Consider the following 25,036-nt stretch of genomic DNA (forward strand, 5'->3'; position numbering starts at 1 on the left):
TCGTACGAAGGTGATGCAATAAGGAGAGTCGATATTTAATGGCGACCTTCACCACGTATTGGCGAAAGCGTCAACCTTTTGCGGATGAAAAGCCTGAAAGCGAGAGTTTCATGTCAGATATCGTCACGAACCTGAACACGGTCAAGGCCGCAATCGCCAATGCCGAAAAGGAAGCGCATCGCAACGAAGGTTCGGTCACGCTCGTCGCCGTGTCGAAAACCTTCGATGCGGATGCGATCCGCCCGGCGCTCGATGCCGGACAGCGCGTCTTCGGCGAAAACCGCGTGCAGGAAGCCCAAGCCAAATGGCCTGAACTGCGCGACCAATATTTCGGCATCGAACTGCATCTGATCGGCCCGTTGCAATCCAACAAGGCAGCCGATGCCGTCGCCCTGTTCGACGTCATCGAAACGGTGGACCGCGAGAAGATCGCAGCCGCGCTTGCCGACGAGATCGCCAAGCAGGGCAAGAGCCCGAAACTCTATGTGCAGGTCAATACGGGTCTGGAAGAACAAAAGGCCGGCATCGCACCGAAGGACGCCGTCGCCTTTGTCGCACGCTGTCGTAATGAACATGGCCTCGCCATTGAAGGGCTGATGTGCATTCCACCGGCAGATGAGAATCCGGGACCGCATTTTGCCCTGCTGGAAAAGCTCGCCCGCGAAGCTGGCGTCGGGAAGCTCTCCATGGGCATGTCAGGCGATTATGAGACCGCTATAGGCTTCGGCGCGACTTCGGTTCGGGTCGGCTCAGCAATTTTCGGCCACAGGTAATCAGCAGTAACTGCCAGTATTTTTTTGAAACTAGTAGAATTATCGTGCAAACGCTAATTAACCACAGGAAGAAAAAAATGTTAAAAAGCGTTACGATACGAAGCTTTCATACAGGGTACTACCTGAGCTATGACACTCAAGTTGAAACTGGCGCATACCTTATGTACCTGACTCGAGAATGTAAAGGCTTCAGGTCCCAATGGGTTGTAAATAGTAATATAGGAAATGAACCATCATACATACAATCTGGAACATTTACCCTTACAAATTCGAACACTTACTTGGGGTTTGACGAAAAAAAACTATCCACGATAGATGAAAATAAGCTTCACGATACCATGACTTTCAGCGAAAGCTACAAAAAAAACAGCTATTTAATTTCATAAAACTTGAATCTTCATTCATGGATCTATACGCAATACAAGCCACAACAGATAAAACGTATGGTCTTTTCGGGCCTATAAACGAAAAACCCTTCACCTACTTTAAAGAATTATCAAGATCTGGAGTATTTACATCAGCAGAAGACCTTTTTGTAATCACTGATTATCCTGGTTAACCGGCAGCACTCTATCGGGCAATAAAATAGCGTTCAACACATTGCCGTATCACCGTATACGCCCACGCCAGCGCAATCCCCGCCGTGCATCCGAGTAGCTGTCTCGACATGCCGCGGAAAAGCAAGCAGAAATTCCTCGTAGCCCTTGAGCATGACCTCCCGCAACCATGACCATTGCCATAGTTGCGGGCGGGCGCTAGTTGTTTGATTCCGGCATGTGATGTTTCGGATTGACAAAAATTTCTGGCCCTGATTTCCAACGTTCCTGAAAGGCTTGGGGACTTCAAAGCCCCGAGTTGTTTGGCAAAGTTGTATGTGGACAACCAATCGCGAGCATGGCAGCGCATTTGGTTGATGGAACTATAGTGGAAGAACTTAGAGCGCGTCCACTTTACTCGGGTTCATACCCGCAGGATTTGAAGTAGTTGGCGCATTCTTGTGGTTCGAACAGCGTGACGATCTGGCCGACGGTATTCCATAAGCCCTCGACGGTCCGCTCGGCTTTGGCGCGCTGTTAGCTCACATTGTCGTTTAATGCAGGACAATCTCCCCCTGCACATTTTTCCAGTCCGATGGGCCGAGCAAGCGGCAATGGGTATATGTCACCGAATGCAGCGGCCCGTCGATCTCCCGTTTCCAGAACTCGATGAAATGATGCAGCACCGGAAATTCCGGCGCGACATCATATTCCTGCCAGACAAACAGCTGCAGCAGATGCGGGTGATCCGGCATGTGATAGAAAAGTTTTGCCGTCGTCAGACCGTAACCGGCGAGTTGCAGTTCGAAGGCCGATTTCGCGTGAAAAGCGGACGTCGTCATGGCGATTTCCCCTTTTTGTGAAGAGCCATATATTTGGCTCCTGTATTTGAGATAATCGCTCAAAATGGTTTTTAAAGTGTAAAAACAATATGTTAGCATCATGAAGGCATGAGTGCTGCCAATGCGGAGATTTAGCCTGCGTCATTGTGGACGGCAGACGGTCCTATCGTCTAATTTACCTTCACCGCTTACGAAGCTAGATAAGACCCAACAGTGGTTACGAACCACGCACCGACGAGAGGACGTTGGTGAAACTTGGAGGAAATGATGTCGGAAAAGCTTTACCCCGTGCTGCCGGAGGCAAAGAAGAACACGCTCATTGACAATGAGACCTACCTCGAATGGTACAAGGAAAGCGTGAGTGATCCGGATGGCTTCTGGGCCAAGCACGGTCGCCGCATCGACTGGTTCAAGCCTTTCACCAAGGTCAAGAACACCGATTTCAACGGCGACGTCTCCATCAAGTGGTATGAAGACGGCGTCACCAACGTCTCCTACAACTGTATCGACCGCCACCTGAAGAGCCGTGGCGACAAGGTCGCCATCATCTGGGAAGGCGACAATCCGTATATCGACAAGAAGATCACCTATCGCGAGCTCTACGAAAACGTCTGCCGCATGGCGAATGTGCTCAAGAAGCACGGCGTCAAGAAGGGCGACCGCGTCACGATCTATCTGCCGATGATCCCGGAAGCAGCCTATGCCATGCTGGCCTGCGCGCGTATCGGTGCGGTGCATTCGGTGGTCTTTGCCGGTTTCTCGCCGGAGGCGCTGGCCGGTCGTATCGTCGATTGCGAATCCACTTTCGTCATCACCGCCGATGAGGGCGTGCGTGGCGGCAAGCCGGTTCCGCTGAAGGAAAACACCGACACCGCCATCGATATTGCCGCCAAGCAATATGTCATGGTCAACAAGGTGCTGGTCGTGCGCCGCACCGGCGGCAAGGTCAGCTGGGGCCGTGGCCGCGATCTGTGGTATCATCAGGAAGTCGCCAGCGTCGAGCCGCATTGCGAACCGGAGCCGATGAATGCGGAAGATCCGCTCTTCATCCTCTACACGTCCGGCTCCACCGGCAAGCCGAAGGGTGTGCTGCACACCACCGGCGGCTATCTGGTCTATGCCTCGATGACCCATCAATATGTCTTCGACTATCACGACGGCGACACCTATTGGTGCACGGCGGATGTGGGTTGGGTCACGGGCCATTCCTATATCGTCTATGGACCGCTGGCCAATGGCGCCACGACGCTGATGTTTGAAGGCGTGCCGAATTTCCCCGATCAGGGCCGGTTCTGGGAAGTCATCGACAAGCACCATGTCAACATCTTCTATACCGCGCCAACGGCGATCCGCGCGCTGATGGGCGCTGGCGATGAATTCGTGACGCGTTCCTCGCGCTCCTCGCTGCGCCTGCTCGGCTCGGTCGGCGAGCCGATCAATCCGGAAGCCTGGGAATGGTATTATCATGTGGTCGGCGAGGAAAAGTCGCCCATCGTCGATACCTGGTGGCAGACGGAAACCGGCGGCATTCTGATCACGCCGCTGCCCGGCGCGACCGACCTCAAGCCCGGCTCCGCCACGCGCCCGTTCTTCGGCGTCAAGCCGGAGCTCGTGGATAATGAAGGCAATGTGGTCGATGGTGCGACCGATGGCAATCTCTGCATCACCGACAGCTGGCCAGGCCAGATGCGCACGCTTTACGGCGATCACAAGCGCTTCATCGAGGCGTACTTCTCCACCTACAAGGGCAAGTATTTCACCGGTGACGGCTGCCGCCGCGATGAAGACGGTTATTACTGGATCACCGGTCGCGTCGATGACGTGCTGAATATTTCCGGCCATCGCCTCGGCACGGCGGAAATCGAATCGGCGCTTGTCTCACATCATTCGGTTTCCGAAGCTGCCGTTGTTGGTTATCCGCACGGGATCAAGGGACAGGGCATTTATTGCTACGTCACCTTGATGACCGGCGCGGAAACACAGGACGCCGACGAATTGCGCAAGGAGCTGACCCAGCACGTGCGCAAGGAAATTGGCCCCATCGCAACGCCGGACAAGATCCAGTTCGCGCCCGGCCTGCCGAAGACCCGTTCGGGCAAGATCATGCGCCGTATCCTGCGCAAGATCGCCGAAGACGATTTCGGTTCACTGGGCGACACGTCAACCCTCGCCGATCCGGGCGTGGTGGACGACCTGATCGAAAACCGTCAAAACAAGAAGTAAAACAGAAGGGCCGGGATTTTCCCGGCCTTTTCATTTTTGGATGCGCCCTCGCCCTCCTCATTCTGAGGAAGCGTCCTGAGCTTGTCGAAGGCCGCTGTCTCGAAGGATCAGGAGGGAAGCACAGTCTCGTCCTTCGACACGGTGCTACGCACCGGCTCAGGATGAGGGGCGCGCGCAGGCCGCAGGAGCGGAAATATCTGAAGCTTAGAAGTCGATTGTCCGCCCCTTGATCTCCCAATCGCCGAAGCGCGCCGGGTCCTTGCCGCCGCGCCCGCCGATTTCACGCGGAGCCTTGGCACTGGTTTCGGCAGCGCGGCGTTCTTCCGCTTCCTTGAGGGCGCGCTGGGCAGCCGGAGGCAGATCGTCAAACTTGCGCGGCGCAGCGTTCTCGTCGATGTCGGTTTCGTTGCGTTTATCGGTCATCCGCTGAAGTCCTATTATTGAAGCGCAGGCTTTTGATACCCATCATATAGGCAGGAATAGGTGGGACGCAAAACCCTGTTTGAGATAAACTCTCGCTGAATTGGAGATCACGACGCATGAATATGACGAAAACTGCCATGCTGATTGCTCTCATGACAGTCATGTTCATGAGCATCGGCTATTTGCTGGGCGGCGGCGGCGGCATGATGATCGCGCTCGTCTTCGCTATCGGCATGAATCTGTTCGGCTACTGGAATTCCGACAAGATGGTGCTGCGCATGTACAATGCGCAGCAGGTGGATGAGCGCACGGCCCCGGATTATTACCGCATGGTGAGCGGCCTTGCCGCCAATTCCGGTCTGCCGATGCCGAAGGTATTCATCATCCACGAGGACCAGCCCAACGCCTTTGCCACCGGGCGCAATCCCGAAAATGCGGCTGTCGCCGCCACCACGGGTCTTCTCCAGCGCCTGACACCGGAAGAAGTCGCGGGCGTGATGGCGCATGAGCTGGCGCATGTGCAAAATCGCGATACACTCACCATGACCATCGTGGCGACGCTGGCCGGTGCCATTTCGATGCTCGGCAATTTCGCCTTTTTCCTCGGCGGCAACCGTGAAAACGGCAATGGTGTCATTGGTGTTATCGGCACCATTCTGGCGATGATCGTCGCGCCCTTTGCCGCGATGATCGTTCAGATGGCCGTGAGCCGTACCCGCGAATATGCCGCCGACAAACGTGGCGCAGAAATCTGCGGCAATCCGCTATGGCTGTCTTCGGCGCTTAACAAGATCGCCCGCAGCGCCAAGGCGACCGTCAATGAAAATGCCGAACACAACCCGGCAACGGCGCATATGTTCATCATCAATCCGCTGAGCGGACGGGGTGCCGACAATCTTTTCTCAACCCATCCGGACACCGACAATCGCATCGCGGCGCTTGAACAATTGGCCGGAGAAATGGGCATTCGCTCAACCGGAATGGCTCCCCGCGCTGCTGCCCCGTCACAAAACAGTGGTCCCTGGGGCCAAAGAAGTGGTAATGCAGGCGATAACAACAGTGGCGGTTCCGGTTATCGGGGGCCATGGTCCTGAAAATCATCTCATAAAAGCAGAATAGCGTGAACGATAAGAAGCCCGCGCCAAAGCGCGGAAACAACAAGCCATCGGTGCAGAACAACGCGGTGGAACGCCCCGGCTTGAGCGCGCGTCAATGTGCGGCGCGCCTGCTGGGTGCGGTGATCGAAAAGAACACCTCGCTGGACGGTCTCACCGACAACAGCCATGGCCATCCGCAATATCTGGCACTGGAACCGCGTGATCGCGCGCTGGTACGTGCGATTCTGGGTGCAAGCCTGCGCAATCGCGGTGCCATCGAACGGGCCATTTCAAAACGTCTCGACCGCCCGCTGCCGGAAAATGCCGTTGCGCTGAAGCATTTGCTGCATGTCGCCGTGGCGCAGATTTTCTATCTCAACCTTCCCGACCATTCGGCGGTGGATCTGGCGGTGGAAGCCGCCAATGCCGATCCGCGCAATCGCAAATATGCCGGTCTGGTCAACGCATTGCTGCGTCGCCTGTCGCGCAACAAGGAACGCGCGCTGGCACACACGTTGCTACCGGAAGGCAACCTGCCCGAATGGTTCGCCAAGAGCATCGTCGATGCTTACGGCGCGGAAAAAGCTGCGGCCATCTTCGCCATGCATGCCTATGAGCCGCCAATCGATTTCACCGTGAAGAGCGACCCGGAGCTATGGGCCGAAAAACTGGGCGGCATTGCGCTGCCGAACGGTTCTGTCCGTGTGCAGACGGTGGAGGGTGCGCTGACCGACCTTCCGGGCTTCGCCGAGGGTGACTGGTGGGTGCAGGACGTGGCGGCAAGCCTGCCTGCACGCCTGATGGGCGATATCAATGGCAAACGCGTCGCTGATCTTTGCGCGGCACCGGGCGGCAAGACAGCCCAACTCGTGCAGCAAGGTGCAGACGTCACGGCGCTCGACATGTCCGAGAACCGGCTGAAGCGCTTGCGCGGTAATCTGGAACGGCTTGGTTACGAGGCGAAGACCGTTGCGACCAATCTGATGGATTTTGCGCCGGAAGAGCTTTTCGACGCAGTTCTGCTCGATGCGCCCTGCTCTTCCACCGGTACGGTGCGCCGTCATCCCGACGTTCCGTGGACCAAGACGCCACAGGATATCACCAAGCTTGCCGATCTTCAGGGCAAGCTGCTGGCCCATGCTGCAACCTTGGTAAAGCCCGGCGGCGTGATCGTCTTTTCCAATTGCTCGCTGCATCCGCTCGAAGGCGAGGAAATGGCGCGCAAGGCGGCAGAAAATCCGCTGCTGGAGCCTTTCCCGATCACCGTGGACGATTGCGCCGGTCTGGAAGGTCTGATCACCAGCGAAGGCTATCTTCGTTCCACGCCAGCCGATCTTCCGCCCGAGCGTTTCAACGGCGATCCGCATAGGGCGGGCATGGACGGTTTCTTCGCAGCACGCTTCAAGCGGCGCGCGTAAGCCAAACTAAATCGTAAAAATTGTCATAACGGGGTGCGATACCCGTTATGGTTAACGCTCGATTCATCATTCTATAGAATTGTAAAGAAGGCTGGAATTCTGATCTGGCCTAAAGGATTTGAGCATTTCCAGCAAAAGTGCGAAGCGGTTTTGCGTTGGATAATGCGTAGACACAATGACAAACGACACGGAGAAAGACCGGGTGGCAGTCGCGCTGAGCGAAACCCCTCACCTTTGGGGACTGGCCGTTGCACAGGCGTGGCGCAAGTTCAGCCGCCGCCTGCGTATGGGGCCGCTTTACAGCTGGCGCTTCACCGGCTTTACGCCCGACCGTATCCTGATTGCACCGCCCGATCTGCGCGTCGCCGACCCGCAGCTGGCGCAGGAATTCTATCACGGGCGCTTCGCGCTGGCAGGTCGCCTTGTCGAAACCGGCGGGCTTTCGCCATTTGCCGTTGAGCCGCCGACCCCCGAATGGGAAGCAGCGCTTCAAAGCTTCGGCTGGCTGCGCCATTTAAAAAGCGCCAACAGCGAACTGGCGACCGCAAATGCGCGGGCGCTGGTCGATGACTGGATGCGCATGTTCGGCAAGCGCATCGGCGGTCTCGCATGGGCGCCGGAAGTGACAGCACAGCGCATCATCGCCTGGTTGCAGCATTCCAACCTGATCCTCTCCGGCGCAGAAATGCCGGCCTATCGCAAATTCATGCGGTCTCTCGCCATGCAGGTCCGCTACTTGCGCACCGTTGCAGGCGCGATGGACGACGGCGAAGAGCGTCTGCGCGCGCGTATCGCGCTCGCTTTCGCCGCCCTTGCATTGCCGGTCTCACCGCCGACTGCCCGCGCCGCCCGACGCAATCTCGAATATGAGCTGAAGCGCCAGATTTTGCCCGATGGCGGGCATATTTCGCGCAATCCGGTAACCGTTCTGGAGCTGCTGGCCGATCTTCTGCCGCTGCGCCAGACCTATGCCAACGGCACGGAATCGCCGCCCAAGGCCCTGATCGAAGCGGTCGAGCGCATGCTGCCTGCGCTGCGCTTCTTCCGTCATCAGGATGGCAGCCTTGCACTGTTCAACGGCGTGGGCCCGACCATGCCGGAACGGATCATTTCCGTGCTGCGTCATGACGAAACCGCCGGTTCGCCGCTGACCCACGCGCCCTATTCCGGCTATGAACGGCTTTCCATGGGATCGACGACCATCATCGCCGATACCGGCCTGCCGCCGCCGGTCACTGCCTCGCGCGACGCCCATGCGGGCTGCCTTGCCTTTGAAATGTCCTCCGGACGCCAGCGCTATATCGTCAATTCCGGCATCGACCGTTTCGGCCCGCCGGAATTTCGTCCATTGGGACGCTCCACGGCTGCCCATTCGACAGCGACCATCAACGACACATCGTCGTGCCGGTTCAGCCTCAATGCTGGCCTCTCCAACATGATCGGTACGCCGATCATTGCCGGACCGACGCGCGTACAGCGTGACCGCATCGAAGAAATGGGGCGACAAGGTTTTGTTGCGAGCCATGACGGCTATGCGCGCCTGTTCGGCATTTATCATGAGCGCCGTCTTGTGCTGTCGCACAATGGCAGTGTCATTCAGGGGGCAGACCGTTTTTATCGTGGCGACGGACGACCGCTGAAAGCCAATGGACGCGACAATATTGCGGTGCGGTTCCACCTGCACCCGTCGGTCGATATTTCCTATGATGAGAACGGCCTGATCGTCCTGTCTGCCGACCGGGACGACACCTGGGTGTTCTCCTGTTTCGAAGTCGTGCCGCAACTGGAAGACACGATCTTCTTCGCTGGGTTCCGCGGGCCTGTCACATCCAAGCAGATCGTGCTGTCCTTCCCGGCCTCCGAATTGCCGGAGGTCAACTGGCAGTTCAGCCGCGTGGCGCTCGGAAGCTACGTCTAACGCTTTTACACGTTCACGGATGCGGCGTTGGGAAACCGTGCCGCTCTGTCAGCGCGGCCAGAATTTTGTGTGGATCGGCAATCAGCGAACGCCCCAGATAGGTGCCCGTTTCCAGCGGCGAGCGGTCGCCGTCCTTCAAGATCAGCAAGGGCAGCGACTGGTTTTCCTCACCCGCAAGCTGGATCACCTTCTCACGTGGCCGGGAAAATGCGACGCGCTCGATCTTCAGATCACCACCGAGCGACGGAAAAGACGCCAGAACACCCTCAATCAGCGCGCAGTGCCAGCAATAGAATTCCTGTCCGGGATAGGCCGGATCTTTGAAACCCGGGGTCAAAAGAAACAACGAATCTTGGGTCATTTTGCTTTGGCCTCAAAGCGAATGGATTTACAAATCACTGTTACATCATTCCATAGCAGTTCTTCACCAAGCCGTCTTCAAAAGTGAGTAACCGTCGCGGAACCGGATGCATCGCATGCCGTTCCGGTTTAAGGCGGTCCTCAACAACAGGAGTTTATCCCATGGGCGAAAAGATCAATCAGCGCATCGTGCTTGCATCGCGTCCAGACGGACGCCCCACGGCGGAAAACTTCCGGCTGGAAGAAACGGCAGTTCCGAGCGCTGGCGAAGGCGAAGTGCTTCTGAAGCTGCGCTATCTTTCGCTCGACCCCTATATGCGCGGTCGCATGAGCGCTGCCAAATCCTATGCCGCCCCGGTGGAAATCGGTTCCGTCATGGAAGGCGGCACGGTGGGCGAAGTGGTGGAAAGCCGCAGCGCGGGCTTCGCGCCCGGTGACTTCGTCTTGTCTCATTCCGGCTGGCAAAGCTATGCGGTGGCCAATGCCTCCACCTTGCGCAAACTTGACCCTGAACAGGCACCGCTCACCACCGCCCTTGGCGTTCTCGGCATGCCGGGCTTCACCGCCTATTCCGGCCTCTTGACCATCGGCCAGCCCAAGGAAGGCGAAACGGTGGTCGTTGCGGCAGCGACAGGTCCTGTCGGTTCTGCGGTCGGTCAGATCGCCAAACTGAAAGGCGCGCGGGCCATCGGCATTGCCGGCGGCGCAGATAAATGCAAGGCGCTGATTGACGAATTCGGCTTCGATGTTGCGGTTGACCATCGCAGCCCGAATTTCGCGCAGGAATTGGCGCTGGCCTGCCCGGACGGCATCGACGTCTATTTCGAAAATGTCGGTGGCAAGGTCTTTGCAGCAGTTTTCCCACTTCTCAACCAGTTTGCCCGTGTGCCGGTTTGCGGGCTTATCGCGCAGTATAACCAGAGCGGCCCATTCGACGGTCCCGACCGCCTGCCGCTTGTGATGCGTGATATCCTGTCCAAGAGCCTGACCATTCGCGGCTTCATCCAGCGCGACTTTGCCGATCAGCGCCCCGCTTTTTATCACGATATGGCGAAATGGATCGCTGACGGACAAATCCGCTATCGCGAAGACATTGTGGAGGGGCTCGAAAACGCACCGAAAGCCTTCATTTCGATGCTCGACGGCGGCAATTTTGGCAAGCTTGTCGTCAAGCTCACATAGAATGCAACTATTCCGCTTGCAGAACATCATTTCGGGCACGATGCTATGCCGGGTTTCGGATGTGAGTCACTTCGGCAAGGCAGGCAGATCATGGGTGAGCGCCAGCAGGCTGGCATAGGCGAGGGCGCCGGCGGTCCGGGACGCGAGCGCCAGGAAGAAGCGCGCCGTATTCTGGAGCGGCTGGAACGCGAGCAAACCGGCGCGGAAGGTATCGTCCGTCGTGGTTTTGCCCGCACCGCCACACACCTTGCCGCCGGGGACACACCTGAAAACGACCGCATCGAACTCTGGGCCACCCGCATCGGGCGGACGCTTGGCCTTCTCATCACGCTGGCGATCATCGTCTGGCTCGTCTTTTATCTCATGCAAAGCTAGGTCTAACATGACGCTTTCTGCGCCTTCGGACGCGACAACCGTTATTGTCATTTCAAGCCATGTCGTGCGCGGTTCGGTGGGTAACCGGGCAGCCGTCTTCGCATTGGAAACGCTGGGCTTTCCGGTCTGGGCGGTGCCAACGGTTGTCCTGCCCTGGCATCCCGGCCATGGTCCTGCCGGACGCATCGTGCCACCGCCCGAAGAGTTTTCCCGCCTGATGGGGGATCTCCAGCGCGCCCCGTGGCTGGGCGAAGTCGGCGCAATCCTGACCGGCTATCTGGGTCACCCGGAACAGGCGGCAGCTGTCGCTGAGCTGGTCAAAGGCGTCAAGGCGCTCAACCCGAACGCCGTCTATCTCTGCGACCCGGTCATCGGCGATGAAAAGGGTCTCTATGTGCCCGAGGCAACCGCCATCGGCATTCGCGACAAACTTATGCCGCTTGCGGATATCGCCACCCCCAACCGGTTTGAACTATCCTGGCTGACCGGCGTGCCGCTCGAAGACAACAAATCACTGATGGAAGCTGCCCTGGACGCTGGCCCAGCAACCATGCTGGTCACCTCCGCCTTCCCGCTGATGGCGGGCAGCATCGGCAATATATTGCTGACGCCGACCATGGCGCTGATGGCAGAACATCGCAAGGTAGACGGCCCCACCAACGGACTCGGCGACCTGACATCGGCGGTGTTTCTTGCGCGCCGCCTTTCAGGATTGTCGGAAGAAAAGACTCTGCAAAGCACCACCGCTGCCGTGTTCGAAATCATGGCGCGGTCGGCAAAACGCGGCGCCGACGAATTGATGCTGGAAGCCGATGCCTCCAGCCTCGCCTCGCCGATGGCCATGGTGCAGACGCGCCGTCTTGTGCACCCGACCAAGGGATTGCGCGCCTGACGCCTCAGCGACCTTTCTGCGGCATGATCATTTTGATTGATCTCGGTTTTCGTTAGGGATATTGGAACGTTATGGCTGATCTTCCGGACACACTCCTCTCAGGTTACAGAACCTTCATGACGGAGCATTTCGCGCGGGAAACCGCGCGCTATCGCGAACTGGCGGAAAAAGGACAATCACCGGAAACTCTGGTTATTGCCTGCTGCGATTCCCGCGCTGCTCCCGAAACAATCTTCAACTCTGCGCCGGGCGAAATGTTTGTCCTGCGCAATGTTGCCAATCTCATTCCCCCTTACGAGCCTGACGGCGAGTTTCATGCGGCATCGGCTGCGCTGGAATTTGCGGTGCAAAGCCTCAAGGTCAAGCACATCGTCGTCATGGGCCATGGACGCTGCGGCGGCATCAAGGCTGCGCTCGATACGGAAAGCGCGCCCCTGTCGCCCGGTGATTTCATCGGCAAGTGGATGAGCCTGATTGCACCTGCGGCTGAAGCCGTCAGCGGCAACAGCCTGATGACGCCGACCGAGCGTCAGACGGCGCTGGAGCGCATTTCCATCCGCTACTCTATCAATAATCTGCGCACGTTCCCCTGCGTCGATATCCTGGAGAAGAAGGGCAAGCTCACCTTGCACGGCGCATGGTTCGATATTTCAACCGGCGAGCTTTGGGTCATGGACCAGCAGAGCGGCGACTTCAAACGCCCCGAAGCCGGTGAGCCTATTCTGTAATTCCTGCCAGACGGCAATAAAAAGCCCCGGTCCGACCGGGGCTTTTTTGTTTCCAGACCGAGCGGAGCGCTTTGGCAGCGCTCCGTGGTTTCTGTTAATTCCCGTCGATGGCCTTGCCCATGACGGCAATGGCGCGCTGGTAAACCTGCGCTGCATTCCAGCCCTGGATCGCGCCGTAATTCGACTCACCCGGCTGATAGCCTGCACCACGGCTCCAGCCGTGGCCGACCAGGAAGTTGGCGGTCGAGTGGAGAGCATCCGCCTTGTTCTTCAGGTCGAAATGGGCGCTGCCCGAACCGCTGACGCCGTATTTCAGGACGTTTGCCGGCATGAACTGCGTCTGGCCGATTTCACCATGCATGGCGCCAACTGCCTGCGGGCTGAGATCGCCCTGATCGACCAGCTTGAGAGCCGCATAAAGCTGACCGGTGAAATATTCGGTGCGGCGGCAGTCATAGGCCAGCGTTGCAACGGCTGAAATCGTGTGCTGCTTGCCCAGATAGTTGCCGAAGCCGGTTTCCATGCCCCATATCGCGATCAGCGGACCGGCAGGAACGCCATAACGCTTTTCGATATTGGCGAAGAGAGTCGCGTTCTGCGCTTTCATGGCCTTGCCGCGCTTGATGATCGTATCCGCGCCGCGCTTCTTCATGAAGTCTTCGAAGGAGAGCTTGAAGCTCTTCTGGTTGCGGTCGGCATTGATGGTGGCCTGCGCATATTTGGTGCTGGCCAGCGCGCTGAGGCCCGCCTTGCCAACGCCGCGCGACGGCGCTTCCTTCAGGGTCTGCTGCAGCCACGCATTGTAGCCGGCAGCATTGTTGCCGCATTGTGCGGCTTCAGCCGCGCCTGCACCCGCAAACATGCCTGCTGCAAGAACTGTCGCCGCCCAAATCCGGCCCTTGGCAGTCAACGCCATTCTTTTCTCCTTGTGAAGTGATCAGCTGTGAACTGTTTAGCGAAATTGATTCGCCTTATGCGGGAATTTGCCATTACCACGCTGTATTGTCATCGGCGGATATGCGCTAAATTGGGTGAAAGAACGGCAATTTGACCGAGTTTTGCTTGACATTCGGCTCTTTGACGCCTATCCACCCCTCAATCTATCCGCGATCTTCAGAACGCGAGCCACCGACCGGGACCCATTATGGTATAAAACGATCCCGGAGGTCCACATCCGACAGCGCGATGCGCCCTCGGGTGCTGTATCGCTTTGGGTGCTTCTTGAACTGGCAGACACGCGGGACGATCTATCCCGGATGAAGCCTCCCGCCTATTCCCGGATATAAGGAAACGCGATGTTTGAATCACTTCAGGAGCGTCTTGGCTCCATTCTGAACGGCCTCACCGGACGCGGCGCTCTCTCCGAAAGCGACGTGACGGCGGCGCTGCGCGAAGTGCGTCGTGCGCTCATCGAAGCCGACGTTTCGCTGGAAGTGGTTCGCTCCTTCACCGACCGCGTTCGTGAGAAGGCCGTCGGCGCTGAAATCCTGAAGAGCATCAAGCCCGGTCAGATGGTCGTCAAGATCGTCCATGACGAGCTTATCGAGATGCTCGGCACCGAAGGCGTTTCCATCGATCTCAACGCACCGGCACCGGTCGTCATCATGATGGTCGGCTTGCAGGGTTCGGGTAAGACGACCACCACCGGCAAGATCGCCAAGCGCCTCACCGAACGCCAGCGCAAGAAAGTGCTGATGGCGTCGCTCGATACGCGCCGTCCAGCAGCGCAGGAGCAGCTTCGTCAGCTGGGCATCCAGACCAGCGTCGACACGCTGCCGATCATCGCCGGTCAGTCGCCGGTCGAAATAGCCAGGCGCGCCGTTCAGGCTGCAAAGCTCGGCGCCCATGACGTCGTCATTCTCGACACCGCAGGCCGCACGCATATCGACGAGCCGCTGATGGTGGAAATGGCGGATATCCGCAAGGCCGCCAATCCGCATGAAATTCTGCTTGTCGCCGACAGCCTGACCGGTCAGGACGCCGTCAATCTGGCGCGCAATTTCGATGAACGCGTCGGCATTACCGGTATCGTTCTGACCCGTATGGACGGAGACGGTCGCGGCGGCGCAGCGCTTTCGATGCGCGCCATCACCGGCAAGCCGATCAAGCTGATCGCCACCGGCGAAAAAATGGATGCGCTTGAGGAATTCTATCCGAAGCGCATCGCCGACCGCATTCTGGGTATGGGCGACATTGTTTCGCTCGTCGAAAAAGCTGCTGAAAACATCGACGCGGAAAAAGCCGCTGCGATGGCCAAGAAAATGCAGTCCGGCAAGTTCGATCTCAACGATCTCGCCGACCAGTTGGGCCAGATGAAGAAGCTCGGCGGCATGGGCGGCATCATGGGCATGATGCCCGGCATGGGCAAGATGAAGGATCAGGTTGCTGCAGCCGGCCTCGACGACAAGGTGTTCGACCGCCAGCTTGCCATTATCGGTTCCATGACCAAGGCTGAGCGCGCCAATCCGGACCTCTTGAAGCACAGCCGCAAGCAGCGCATCGCCAAGGGTTCCGGCACCAACGCCGCCGACATTAACAAGCTTCTCAAGATGCACCGCCAGATGGCCGACATGATGAAAGTCATGGGCAAGGGCAAAGGCGGAATGATGAAGCAGATGATGGGCGGTCTTGCCAGCAAGATGGGCCTTGGCGGTCTGGGTGGCGGCATGGGCGGCCTCGGCGGCATGCCGGATCTGTCGAAGATGGACCCGAAGCAGCTTGAGGCGCTTGCCAAGCAGGCGGAAGCAGCCGGTCTGACGAAAGGCGGCGGTTTGCCTGGGCTTTCGGGCGGCGGTCTTCCCGGTTTGGGCGGACCCAAGCTTCCGGGTCTCGGTGGCGGCCTTCCGGGTCTGCCGAAGAAAAAGTGAGCATTATGAGCGACGAACAGAACACTGCACCCGCCGAACTTCTGTCACTGCGCGCCTCCATCGACAATATCGATGCGGCGCTGATCCATATGCTGGCTGAACGCTTCCGCTGCACAAAGGCAGTGGGCGTGCTGAAGGCCGAACGGGGCCTCGCCCCGGCTGACCCGGCTCGCGAAAAGCGTCAGGTCGAGCGTCTTCGCGCTTTGGCTGTCGATGCCCATCTCGACCCCGATTTCGCCGAAAAATTCCTGAACTTCATCGTGAAGGAAGTCATTCGGCATCATGAGCATGCCGCTGCCAACCACAGCGGAAAATAAATAGCCGATAACGGCTCGATCCATTGCCCAGATGGGCAGAACAACCGATAGCCCGTCAGGGCCGAACAATTTGTCTAAAGGAAAGAAAAAATGTCCCTCAAGATTCGTCTCGCCCGCGCTGGCTCCAAGAAGCGTCCTTACTACCACGTCGTTGTTGCCGACGTCCGCAGCCCGCGTGACGGCCGTTTCATCGAAACCGTTGGCGCATGGAACCCGATGCTGGCCAAGGACGCTGAACGCGTAAAGCTCGACGCCGACCGCATCCAGCATTGGATCGCCCAGGGCGCACAGCCGACCGACCGCGTTCTGCGCTTCCTCGACCAGGCTGGCATTGCCAAGCGTCCGGCCCGCAGCAACCCGACCAAGGGTGAGCCGGGCAAGAAGGCTCAGGAGCGTATCGCTCTGGCCAAGCAGGCTGAAGAAGAAGCTGCTGCGAAGGCTGCAGAAGCTGCTGCTGCTGCCGCTGAAGCCGCAGCCGCTCCGGCTGAAGAAGCTGCTGCAAGCGAATAATCTTTCGCGCAGTTTGCGTTTTGAGAAAGCGGCGGAGCAATCCGCCGCTTTTCTTTTATGCGCTGGCCTTCATTTGTCCGTGAAGGCTTGCCGGAAGGTCCAGTTCCCATGTCTGGCCGATCAGATCGACACCGAAGGAATGGTGCGGCGCTTCTTCGACAAGCCGAAATCCGGCGCGCTCGTAAAGACGCCGAGCGGCGGTCAGCACACTGTTCGTCCAGAGCGTGAGACGCTCATCACCGACGGCCCGCGCGCGCTCGATGCAGGCGTTGACGAGTTTCGCCCCCACACCTGCGCCCCGCGCATCCGGCTCGACATAGAGCAGGCGCAGCTTGCCAAGTCCGGGCTGACCGCCCTTGACCAGAAAGACTGAACCGACCACGCGACCGTCGATTTCCGCCACCCAGCCGGCATCGTGGGCAGGGTCGAAATTTTCCGTGAAATCAGCAAGAATGCGGGCGACAAGCGCCTCATACTCATTGTTCCAGCCATATTCGCCGGTATAGAGGATGGCTTGGCGATGGATGATCCAGCCGAGATCACCGGCTTTGAGATCACGCAATTGCACCGGCCCGTTTTGCCCCTCGTCGAAAGCGCGCATGATTACCCCGGCAGCCGTCAGCAGATCGCGGCGGCGGTCGGGCTGTAAGCCATCCAGAAGTTCGCCCACTGCATCACAGGTATTGCGTTCCAGAGCGCTGAACGTCTTGCGGCCAGCTTGGGTCAGCAGAATGGGGCGGCTGCGACCGCCATCCGGGTGCTGTTCCGTCTCGATCAGTCCGCGCTCGGTGAAGCGCTTCAATGTTCTGCTGAGCTGGCCGCGATCGAGCCCCAGCGCCCGCATGATGTCCGCCGCCGTCGGCGCGGTGCGGTTTGCGATCTCGTAGAGAATGCGCGCTTCGGTCAGAGTGAACGGGCTTTTGTCGAGATGCGCGTTCAACAGGCCGAGACGACGCGTATAGGCTCGATTGAAGGCGCGCAATGCGCCGATGTCAGCCTGATTGGTCGGTTCCGTCATTGCTGCATACGCCGTGGTTCGGCGCCTCCCCTATGTTGACTCTATCAATATTGAAGATGTTGATAGAGTCAACATATAGTTGCACCATTGCAAGCGCGAAGCCTGTTCTGGCCCACCCGCCCTCTGTGCCCGGACAGCGGTGGAACAGTGTTGCAAACGGGCTGGACGAGGCGCGAAATTACGCTATCTTGTTGATTTGACGGCTCGCATTTTCGTGAATGCGAATATTCGGGCCACGACATCCGTATTCGGGCGCTTCGCAAAGCGTCTTTTTTCAGGAGAAACCCATGTCGGCTGCGACGGTTGCCTCTTCTTTTTCTTTCCGCCGTATTCTCATCGCCCTTGGTCTCACCCTTCTGGTTCCGCTGCTTTCGGCATGCGGTTTCAACACGATTCCGACCAATGAGGAAAAGGCCAAGGCCGCCTGGAGCGAGGTGCAGAACCAGTACCAGCGCCGCGCCGATCTCGTGCCAAATCTGGTCGAGACCGTGAAAGGCTATGCCGCCCACGAAAAGGAAACGCTGCAAGCGGTGATCGATGCGCGCGCCAAGGCGACGCAGGTGCAGATCACGCCGGAAACGCTCAACAATCCTGAACTTTTCAAGCAGTTTCAGGACAATCAGGCCAACCTCACCAGCGCCCTGTCGCGCCTGATGGTGGTGGTCGAGCGCTATCCGGACCTCAAGGCCAACCAGAATTTCCTTGCGCTGCAATCGCAGCTTGAAGGCACGGAAAACCGCATCGCCGTGGCGCGCCGCGACTATATAGAGGCGGTTCGCGTCTACAACACCACGCTGCGGACCATGCCGACCATGATCTGGACCTGGATCTGGTATCGCGACGCGCAACCGATGCAGACCTTCAGCGCTGATGCTGGCAGCCAGGCAGCACCGCAAGTCAAGTTCAACTGACGGTCGCTACCGTGGCGGCGGGCGCAGCATTTTCACGTGATCATCGCGGCCATCGCTGGCCGCGATACCTGTTTGCGTTCATCGTTCTGCTGTTTTCCTCTGCCCTGACGCTGCAACAGGCCTCGGTTGCCTATGCGCAGGACACGGCAAAGCAGACACCGGCGCTGACCGGGCGCATCGTGGACAATGCGGGCATCATCGATCCGGCTGAACGGCAGCAACTGACCCAGAAACTGGCGGATTTCGAGGCTAAATCCTCCGATCAGGTGGTGGTGCTGACGGTGCCGAGCCTCAATGGCGAGGACATCGAATCCTATTCAAACCGCCTGTTCCGCAGCTGGGCTCTCGGGCAGAAGCAGGAAAACAACGGCATCCTGCTCGTTGTCGCCCCGAACGACCGCAAGGTGCGCATCGAGGTCGGCTACGGGCTTGAAGGCACCATGACCGATGCGCTGTCGAGCGTCATCATCAATGGCGCCATCATTCCAGCCTTCCGCACCGGCGACTATAGTGGCGGCATCGTGCAGGGCGTGGACGGCATTCTCTCCGTTCTCTCCGGCGACGCCGCCGAACTGGAAGCGCGCGCCAAGCGTAATGCGCAAACCAGTAGTGACGATGTGGACTGGGTTGCGGTCATCTTCATTACCTTCTGGTGCCTGATTTTCTTCGGCGGCTTCGGCTTCGCAGTGCTTGCCCCGATCTTCGGACGCAAGCTCGGCCCCGGACGCTATGAATGGCTGGGCATGACGCTGAACACCAATTCAAGCGGCAGCTCCGGCGGTCGCGGCGGCGGCTGGGGTGGTGGCGGTGGTTGGTCATCCGGCGGCGGCGGTGGCGGCTTTGGCGGGGGCGGCGGCTCATCGGGGGGCGGCGGCGCCTCTGGAAGCTGGTAGGGAGAGGTAGCGATGAAGCACCATACGCTGATCGGCGCCGAAGACCATGCCCGCATTGCTGATGCCATCCGGCAAGCGGAAGCAGGCACCAGTGGCGAAATCTACGCCGTGCTGGCGCGCAGCAGCGACGATTATTTCTTCGCAGCCGGCTTTGTCGCAACCTGCGGCATCCTGCTTGCTTCGGTGATCGCAGCCTGCCTCGCCCATTGGTACTGGTTTGATATCAGCCTGCCGATGTTCGGCCTGTCCATTCTCGCCGCGTTCATTTCGGCCATGCTGGTTCTCTGGCTGCTGCCATCGATCCGCATGTTGCTGGTGCCGCGCCGCATCCGCTACAAGCGCGCCCATCTCAATGCGCTGCAACAGTTTCTGGCGCGCAATGTTCACATCACCGAAAACCGCACCGGCATTCTGCTGTTTGTTTCCATGGCCGAGCATTATGCCGAAGTGATTGCCGATGCAGGCATCCATGCCCGCGTTGAGCAGGACGAATGGAACGCCATTGTCGCGACGCTGATCCATCACGCATCGCGGTCACAAATGGCGGAGGGCTTCGTCATGGCGATTGGTCAGGCCGGCACGTTGCTGGAAAAGCACTTCCCCGCAGGCGCCGATAATATGAACGAATTGGACGATCATCTGATCGAGCTCTGACAGCGCCAGCATCTCAGAATCATCTACGACTTTGGTCTGAATTGTGGCAATTCCGCCGTCGGCTGACGCCAATTTTTAGCGCGCCGGGAATTTCCCCGGTATTTTTAGAAAAATCGCCCAAAGTTTTCGATATTTTATTCCAAATTAAATGGATTAGATGCCATTTTTCTGACTTTTCAGGATTTTTTTCGATAGTCGCAGCAATTTGTCATCGAAAGAAATGTCTGATCTGCTAGTTTGGCGCGCATTGCCATCATGACAGGAGTATCCGACGTGACTGCAAAGCAGGATCGGTCGAGCAAAGTTAAGAATTCCAAGGCAAGCAAAGAGGACAAAAAGGGGGGGAAGCCCAAGGCGCTGGCAGCCTTCTCGCAGCTTCTCTTCGAGTGGGCACCGCCAGAAGATCTGGCAGCTTACGACGCCGAAGCGCTCGACAGTTCAGCCCGTCATGGCTATGCGGCTCTTGAATCCTACCGCAAGGGCAAAAGCATCATCAGCGTCGATAACGGTATCGAACGCCATGGTCGCCCGGTCAGCGTCATCACCATCGTCAACGACAATATGCCGTTCCTGCTCGATTCCATTCTGGGCGAGCTGAACAATCACGTCGGCCAGATTTTCATGGTCGTGCACCCGGTTCTCGATGTTACCCGGGAAAAGGATGGGCTGGTTATTCTCGGCGAAGCATCGCAGCTCGCACCCGCCAAGGGCGTTGAGCGCGTCAGCCTTGTACAGATTCATCTGCCAGCGCTCGGCAAGCAGGCCAAGGCCGACCTGACGGACGGGCTCAAGCGCGTTCTCGGACAGGTGCGTTTTGCCGTCGGCGACTGGAAGCCGATGCTGAAGCGTCTCGATGACGCCATCGCAGATTACAAGCGCGCTTACGAGCTGAACGGCAATGCCGCCATGCCGGAAGCCATCGCTTTCCTCGAGTGGCTGCGCGACGATCATTTCATCTTCCTCGGCATGCGTGAGCTTGCTTTTGAAGGTTCGGGCAAGAAGCGCAGCCTCGTCGCCGTCAAGGAGCCGCTGGGTATCCTTGGCGACAATGAAGTGCGCGTGCTGCGCAAGGACGACGACGATACCGTCACGCCGCGCGAGGTTACCGAATTCCTCGACAGCAACGAGCCGCTGATCGTCACCAAGGCGAATACGCTGTCACTGGTGCATCGCCGCTCCTATCTCGACTATATCGGCGTGAAGATTTTCGGACCGAAGGGCGAAGCCATTGGCGAACTGCGCCTCGTCGGCCTGTTCACCTCGGTCGCCTATATAAGCTCGGTGGCCAGCATCCCGTTCATTCGCTCGAAGGCCGATGCAGTGATCAAGCATCTGGGCTTCAACCGGGAAGACCATTCCGGCAAGGCGCTGATCAACGTGCTGGAAGAATATCCGCGCGACGAGCTTTTCCAGATCGACACGGAAAGCCTAACGGCCAATGCCGAACTCATCCTCGCGCTGGGCGAGCGTCCGCGTGTGCGCGCCATTCCGCGCCTCGACCGTTTTGGCCGTTTCGCGACCGTGCTGGTCTATATACCGCGCGACCGTTACGACTCGGTCGTACGTGAAAAGATCGGTCGCTATCTCGTCGACGTCTATGGCGGCGACAGCTTTGAATTCCATCCGGTCTTCCTTCAAAACGGCCTGACGCGCGTTCAGTTCGTCATTCGCCGTCACGAACGCTCCACGCCGCATGTGGATCGCGAAGCGCTGGAGGCGGAAGTGCGTTCCATCGTCCGCACCTGGGAAGATGCGGTGCGTGAAAGCGTGGAAAACGCCGATGCTGGTGTCGTGGCGCTGGCCGCGAGCTTCCCGCCATCCTATCGCGAAATCTTCACCGCACCGGAAGCGCTGGTCGATGCGGAGCGCATTGCGGGTCTCAGCCCGGAAGCACCGCTTTTCGTGGATTTCTACCGTTATCGCACCGATGGACCGGATGCGGTTTCGCTAAAACTTTATCATCACGGTGCGCCGGTGGTGCTGTCGCAGCGCGTGCCGCTTCTGGAAAATATGGGCTTCCGCGTCGTCAGCGAACAGACCATTGATCTGCCCCATGCCGGTCAAGATGGCGCGCCGGTCTATATGCACGACATGCAGCTTGTGAACGCCTATGGTGCGCCCGTCGATCTTTCCGATGACGGCGAAATGCTGGAAGACGTGTTCCGCACTGTCTGGGACGGCTTTGCCGACAATGACGGCTATAATGCGCTGGTGCAGACGGCACGTCTCACCGCGCGCCAGATCATGATCCTGCGCTCCTATGGCCGTTATCTGCAGCAGGCGGGTATCGCCTATTCGCAAGGCTTCATCGCTGCCGCCCTCAATCGCTATCCGGAAATCGCCAGCGATCTCTATTCGCTGTTCGATTTGCGCTTCAACCCATCGGCCAAGCGCCGTGACGCAGCGGAAAAGAAGCTGATCGACGCCATCGAAACCGCACTTCTCGGTGTGCCGAGCATCGACGACGACCAGATCCTGCGCCGGTTCCGCAATCTGATCGAAGCGACACTGCGCACCAACGCCTATACGCTGGATGCCGAAGGCAAGCCGCGTGTCACCTTCGCCTTCAAGCTCAATCCGCGGCTGGTCGATGGACTGCCCGATCCGCGCCCGTATCGCGAAATTTTCGTCTACGGCCCGGAAGTCGAAGGCGTGCATTTGCGTTTCGGAGCGGTCGCCCGTGGCGGTCTGCGCTGGTCGGACCGCGCGCAGGATTACCGCACCGAAGTGCTGGGGCTCGTCAAGGCGCAGCAGGTCAAGAATGCGGTGATCGTGCCGGTCGGCGCCAAGGGCGGCTTCTATCCGAAGCGCCTGCCGGTGGGCGGCGACCGCAATGCCGTCTTCGAAGCGGGACGCGACGCCTATAAGGTGTTCATCTCGACGCTTCTGTCGGTCACCGACAATATCCATGACAGCGCTGTGGTGCCGCCGCAAAATGTCGTGCGCCACGACAATGACGATCCTTATTTCGTCGTCGCCGCCGACAAGGGCACGGCCACCTTCTCCGATACGGCCAATGCCATCAGTCAGGCGCATGATTTCTGGCTGGACGATGCTTTCGCGTCGGGCGGCTCTGCCGGTTACGACCACAAAGGCATGGGCATCACCGCCCGTGGCGGCTGGGAAGCCGTGAAGCGGCATTTCCGTGAATTCGACATGGATATACAGACCGAGCCGTTCACGGTTGTCGGCGTGGGCGACATGTCGGGCGATGTGTTCGGCAATGGCATGCTGCTTTCCGAGCAGATCAGGCTCATTGCCGCCTTCGACCATCGCGATATCTTCATCGATCCGAACCCGGTTCCGGCGGACGGCTTTGCCGAGCGCAAGCGCCTGTTCGAACTGCCGCGCTCAAGCTGGCAGGACTATGATCGCTCGAAGCTTTCGTCGGGCGGCGGTGTCTATAGCCGCAGCCAAAAGACCATCACCCTGTCTGCCGAGGCAGCGGCTGCCATCGGCCTTGCCAAGACCACGGCGACGCCGCAGGAAATCATGACGACCATCCTGAAAGCGCAGGTTGATCTCTTATGGTTCGGCGGCATCGGCACCTATATCCGCGCGTCCAGCGAAACGGATGCGCAGGTGGGCGACCGCGCCAATGACGCCATTCGCATCACCGGTTCGGATGTTCGCGCCCGTGTGATCGGCGAAGGCGCCAATCTCGGCATGACCCAGCGCGGGCGCATCGAATATGCGCTTGCAGGCGGTCGCAGCAACACCGACGCCATCGACAATTCGGCTGGCGTCAACTGCTCGGACGTCGAGGTCAATATCAAGATTGCTCTGGCCGCAGCCATGCGTTCGGGCAAGCTCAAGCGCCCCGCCCGCAACAAGCTTCTGGTCAGCATGACCGACGATGTTTCGGAACTGGTGCTGCGCAACAACTATCTCCAGCCGCTGGCGCTTTCGCTAAGCGAACGTTTGGGACTTGCCGAGCTCCCCTATCAGGCCCGCTTCATGGCGGAACTGGAACACCGCAAACTGCTGGATCGCAAGGTCGAGTATCTGCCGTCCGACACCGTACTGGCTGATCGCCAGAAGGCGGGCCAGCCGCTAACCCGTCCGGAACTGGCGGTTCTGCTGGCTTATGCCAAGCTGTCGCTCAGTGACGATCTGGTGGCAAGCGCGCTTCCAGACGAGCCTTACTTCCAGTCGCTGCTGTTCGGCTATTTCCCGAAGCGTATGGCCAAAACTTACGCGGAGGAAATCTCGGGCCACCGCCTGAAGCGGGAAATCGTTGCAACCTTGCTGGCAAATGATGTCATCAATCGCGGCGGTATCACCTTCATCAGCCGTCTGACCGACACGACCGGCAAGTCGCCTTCGGATATTGTTCGCGCCTATATCGCGGTGCGTGACGGTTTCGAGATCGACGCAGTCTATGACGCCATCGATGCGCTCGACAATCGCGTGCCGGGCGATGTGCAGAACCAGTTCTACCATCTCGTCGGCGAAATGTTGCAGGCGACGACGGCATGGGTACTGCGCAATGATACGACCCGCGCAAACCTCACCGAACTGGTCGGCACCATCGTCAAGGCGCGTGCCGAACTGGAACCGCGTTTCGAAGGCCTGATGCCGGAATTCCTGCGCAACACGGTGCGTGCCGACAAGGCTGCCTTCGTGGAAAAGGGCGCACCGGAAAAGCTGGCCCAGCGTCTCGCCAATCTCCAGCTTGCGGGCATCATGCCGGATATCGCGCTGATCGCGCATCTGGCGAACGCCGATCTGGTGGCAACCGCCAAGGCCTATTTCGGCGTGTCGGAAGCCTTCCGCATCGGACGCATCGAAGATGCGGCACGGTCCATCCCCGTCACCGACTATTACGACGGACTGGCCCTGTCGCGTGCGAGCGAGACCATCACGCAGGCGGCACGCGGAATCACCATCGCGGCCCTGAAGCGTTTCGCCAAGGAGAAAGACCCGGCAGCAGCTTGGCTCGATGCGGACGGCGTCCGGATCGAGCAGGTCAGAAATCGCATGGTCGCGCTCACCGAAGGCGGCGACCTCACCGTCTCGCGGCTGGCTGTTGCGGCGGGCCTGATGTCCGATCTGGCGCAGTAATCCGCGCCCGGCAATTAAAAATGGAAGGGCGGCTT

The 25,036-nt window shown here is 58.8% G+C and carries 21 protein-coding genes and 1 pseudogene; 16 read left to right on the forward strand and 6 right to left on the reverse strand.

Features of this window, described 5'->3' with window-relative positions; translation table 11 throughout:
• Positions 1-110: 110 nt before the first annotated feature.
• On the forward strand, positions 111-773 hold the full coding sequence (locus D8666_RS15440) for a YggS family pyridoxal phosphate-dependent enzyme (protein ID WP_121538723.1): 663 nt from the start codon (positions 111-113) through the stop codon (positions 771-773).
• A 950-nt stretch (positions 774-1,723) separates the two neighbouring features.
• Here D8666_RS15440 and D8666_RS24365 read toward each other — a convergent pair.
• Positions 1,724-1,843, reverse strand: a pseudogene (locus tag D8666_RS24365) (IS630 family transposase); the annotation flags it as partial.
• Between the two features lie 20 nt (positions 1,844-1,863).
• The gene (locus D8666_RS15445) at positions 1,864-2,151 is read right to left on the reverse strand and encodes an usg protein (protein ID WP_121538641.1); all 288 of its coding nucleotides are present in this window, start codon (positions 2,149-2,151) and stop codon (positions 1,864-1,866) included.
• Positions 2,152-2,418: 267 nt separating this feature from the next.
• Here D8666_RS15445 and acs point away from each other — a divergent pair, with 267 nt between their 5' ends.
• Entirely contained in the window at positions 2,419-4,374 is a 1,956-nt protein-coding gene (gene acs, locus D8666_RS15450) for an acetate--CoA ligase (RefSeq protein WP_109369826.1), read from the forward strand.
• Positions 4,375-4,578: 204 nt separating this feature from the next.
• Here acs and D8666_RS15455 read toward each other — a convergent pair whose 3' ends face one another.
• Positions 4,579-4,797: a DUF1674 domain-containing protein gene (locus tag D8666_RS15455; RefSeq protein ID WP_121538643.1), complete on the reverse strand. Its 219-nt coding sequence runs from the start codon at positions 4,795-4,797 to the stop codon at positions 4,579-4,581.
• 116 nt (positions 4,798-4,913) lie between these two features.
• On the opposite strand from D8666_RS15455, the gene htpX reads away from it, so the two are divergent.
• The 3 genes from htpX (at position 4,914) to D8666_RS15475 (ending at position 9,230) form a co-directional block, all read left to right on the forward strand.
• Positions 4,914-5,891: a zinc metalloprotease HtpX gene (htpX, locus tag D8666_RS15465; RefSeq protein ID WP_121538645.1), complete on the forward strand. Its 978-nt coding sequence runs from the start codon at positions 4,914-4,916 to the stop codon at positions 5,889-5,891.
• A gap of 26 nt (positions 5,892-5,917) precedes the next feature.
• Complete coding sequence (locus D8666_RS15470; protein ID WP_121538647.1) at positions 5,918-7,312, forward strand: RsmB/NOP family class I SAM-dependent RNA methyltransferase; 1,395 nt, start codon at positions 5,918-5,920, stop codon at positions 7,310-7,312.
• Between the two features lie 175 nt (positions 7,313-7,487).
• Entirely contained in the window at positions 7,488-9,230 is a 1,743-nt protein-coding gene (locus D8666_RS15475) for a heparinase II/III family protein (RefSeq protein WP_121538649.1), read from the forward strand.
• 13 nt (positions 9,231-9,243) lie between these two features.
• On the opposite strand, the gene D8666_RS15480 is transcribed toward D8666_RS15475, so the two are convergent.
• Positions 9,244-9,591 carry a DUF3088 domain-containing protein gene (locus tag D8666_RS15480; protein WP_121538651.1) on the reverse strand — a complete coding sequence of 116 codons (348 nt, stop codon included), beginning with the start codon at positions 9,589-9,591 and terminating at the stop codon, positions 9,244-9,246.
• Between the two features lie 161 nt (positions 9,592-9,752).
• Between D8666_RS15480 and curA the strand changes: the two genes are divergently transcribed.
• The 4 genes from curA to D8666_RS15500 all read left to right on the forward strand — a co-directional run bounded on the left by curA (position 9,753) and on the right by D8666_RS15500 (position 12,767).
• Positions 9,753-10,772, forward strand: coding sequence for an NADPH-dependent curcumin/dihydrocurcumin reductase (curA, locus tag D8666_RS15485; protein WP_121538653.1), 1,020 nt, complete (start codon positions 9,753-9,755; stop codon positions 10,770-10,772).
• A 90-nt stretch (positions 10,773-10,862) separates the two neighbouring features.
• On the forward strand, positions 10,863-11,147 hold the full coding sequence (locus D8666_RS15490) for a hypothetical protein (RefSeq protein ID WP_121538655.1): 285 nt from the start codon (positions 10,863-10,865) through the stop codon (positions 11,145-11,147).
• Between the two features lie 7 nt (positions 11,148-11,154).
• Entirely contained in the window at positions 11,155-12,039 is an 885-nt protein-coding gene (gene pdxY / locus D8666_RS15495) for a pyridoxal kinase PdxY (RefSeq protein WP_121538657.1), read from the forward strand.
• A 71-nt stretch (positions 12,040-12,110) separates the two neighbouring features.
• Positions 12,111-12,767 carry a carbonic anhydrase gene (locus D8666_RS15500; protein WP_109369835.1) on the forward strand — a complete coding sequence of 219 codons (657 nt, stop codon included), beginning with the start codon at positions 12,111-12,113 and terminating at the stop codon, positions 12,765-12,767.
• Positions 12,768-12,861: 94 nt separating this feature from the next.
• On the opposite strand, the gene D8666_RS15505 is transcribed toward D8666_RS15500, so the two are convergent.
• Positions 12,862-13,683: a lytic murein transglycosylase gene (locus tag D8666_RS15505; protein WP_121538659.1), complete on the reverse strand. Its 822-nt coding sequence runs from the start codon at positions 13,681-13,683 to the stop codon at positions 12,862-12,864.
• 379 nt (positions 13,684-14,062) lie between these two features.
• On the opposite strand from D8666_RS15505, the gene ffh reads away from it, so the two are divergent.
• The 3 genes from ffh to rpsP all read left to right on the forward strand — a co-directional run bounded on the left by ffh (position 14,063) and on the right by rpsP (position 16,461).
• Positions 14,063-15,634: a signal recognition particle protein gene (gene ffh, locus D8666_RS15510; protein ID WP_078339572.1), complete on the forward strand. Its 1,572-nt coding sequence runs from the start codon at positions 14,063-14,065 to the stop codon at positions 15,632-15,634.
• Positions 15,635-15,639: 5 nt separating this feature from the next.
• Complete coding sequence (locus D8666_RS15515; RefSeq protein ID WP_078339573.1) at positions 15,640-15,951, forward strand: chorismate mutase; 312 nt, start codon at positions 15,640-15,642, stop codon at positions 15,949-15,951.
• 90 nt (positions 15,952-16,041) lie between these two features.
• Positions 16,042-16,461 (forward strand): 30S ribosomal protein S16, encoded by a 420-nt coding sequence (gene rpsP / locus D8666_RS15520; protein WP_109369837.1) that lies wholly within the window; start codon positions 16,042-16,044, stop codon positions 16,459-16,461.
• 55 nt (positions 16,462-16,516) lie between these two features.
• Here rpsP and D8666_RS15525 read toward each other — a convergent pair whose 3' ends face one another.
• Positions 16,517-17,479 carry a bifunctional helix-turn-helix transcriptional regulator/GNAT family N-acetyltransferase gene (locus D8666_RS15525; RefSeq protein ID WP_121538661.1) on the reverse strand — a complete coding sequence of 321 codons (963 nt, stop codon included), beginning with the start codon at positions 17,477-17,479 and terminating at the stop codon, positions 16,517-16,519.
• Positions 17,480-17,766: 287 nt separating this feature from the next.
• Between D8666_RS15525 and D8666_RS15535 the strand changes: the two genes are divergently transcribed.
• The 4 genes from D8666_RS15535 to D8666_RS15550 all read left to right on the forward strand — a co-directional run bounded on the left by D8666_RS15535 (position 17,767) and on the right by D8666_RS15550 (position 25,001).
• Positions 17,767-18,390: a LemA family protein gene (locus D8666_RS15535; protein WP_109369839.1), complete on the forward strand. Its 624-nt coding sequence runs from the start codon at positions 17,767-17,769 to the stop codon at positions 18,388-18,390.
• A gap of 68 nt (positions 18,391-18,458) precedes the next feature.
• Complete coding sequence (locus tag D8666_RS15540) at positions 18,459-19,283, forward strand: TPM domain-containing protein (protein WP_371830829.1); 825 nt, start codon at positions 18,459-18,461, stop codon at positions 19,281-19,283.
• A 12-nt stretch (positions 19,284-19,295) separates the two neighbouring features.
• On the forward strand, positions 19,296-19,937 hold the full coding sequence (locus tag D8666_RS15545; protein WP_121538667.1) for a TPM domain-containing protein: 642 nt from the start codon (positions 19,296-19,298) through the stop codon (positions 19,935-19,937).
• A 273-nt stretch (positions 19,938-20,210) separates the two neighbouring features.
• Positions 20,211-25,001: an NAD-glutamate dehydrogenase gene (locus tag D8666_RS15550; protein ID WP_121538669.1), complete on the forward strand. Its 4,791-nt coding sequence runs from the start codon at positions 20,211-20,213 to the stop codon at positions 24,999-25,001.
• Positions 25,002-25,036 lie beyond the last annotated feature (35 nt).

It is taken from the genome of Ochrobactrum soli (assembly GCF_003664555.1).
Taxonomy (GTDB): Bacteria; Pseudomonadota; Alphaproteobacteria; order Rhizobiales; family Rhizobiaceae; genus Brucella; species Brucella teleogrylli.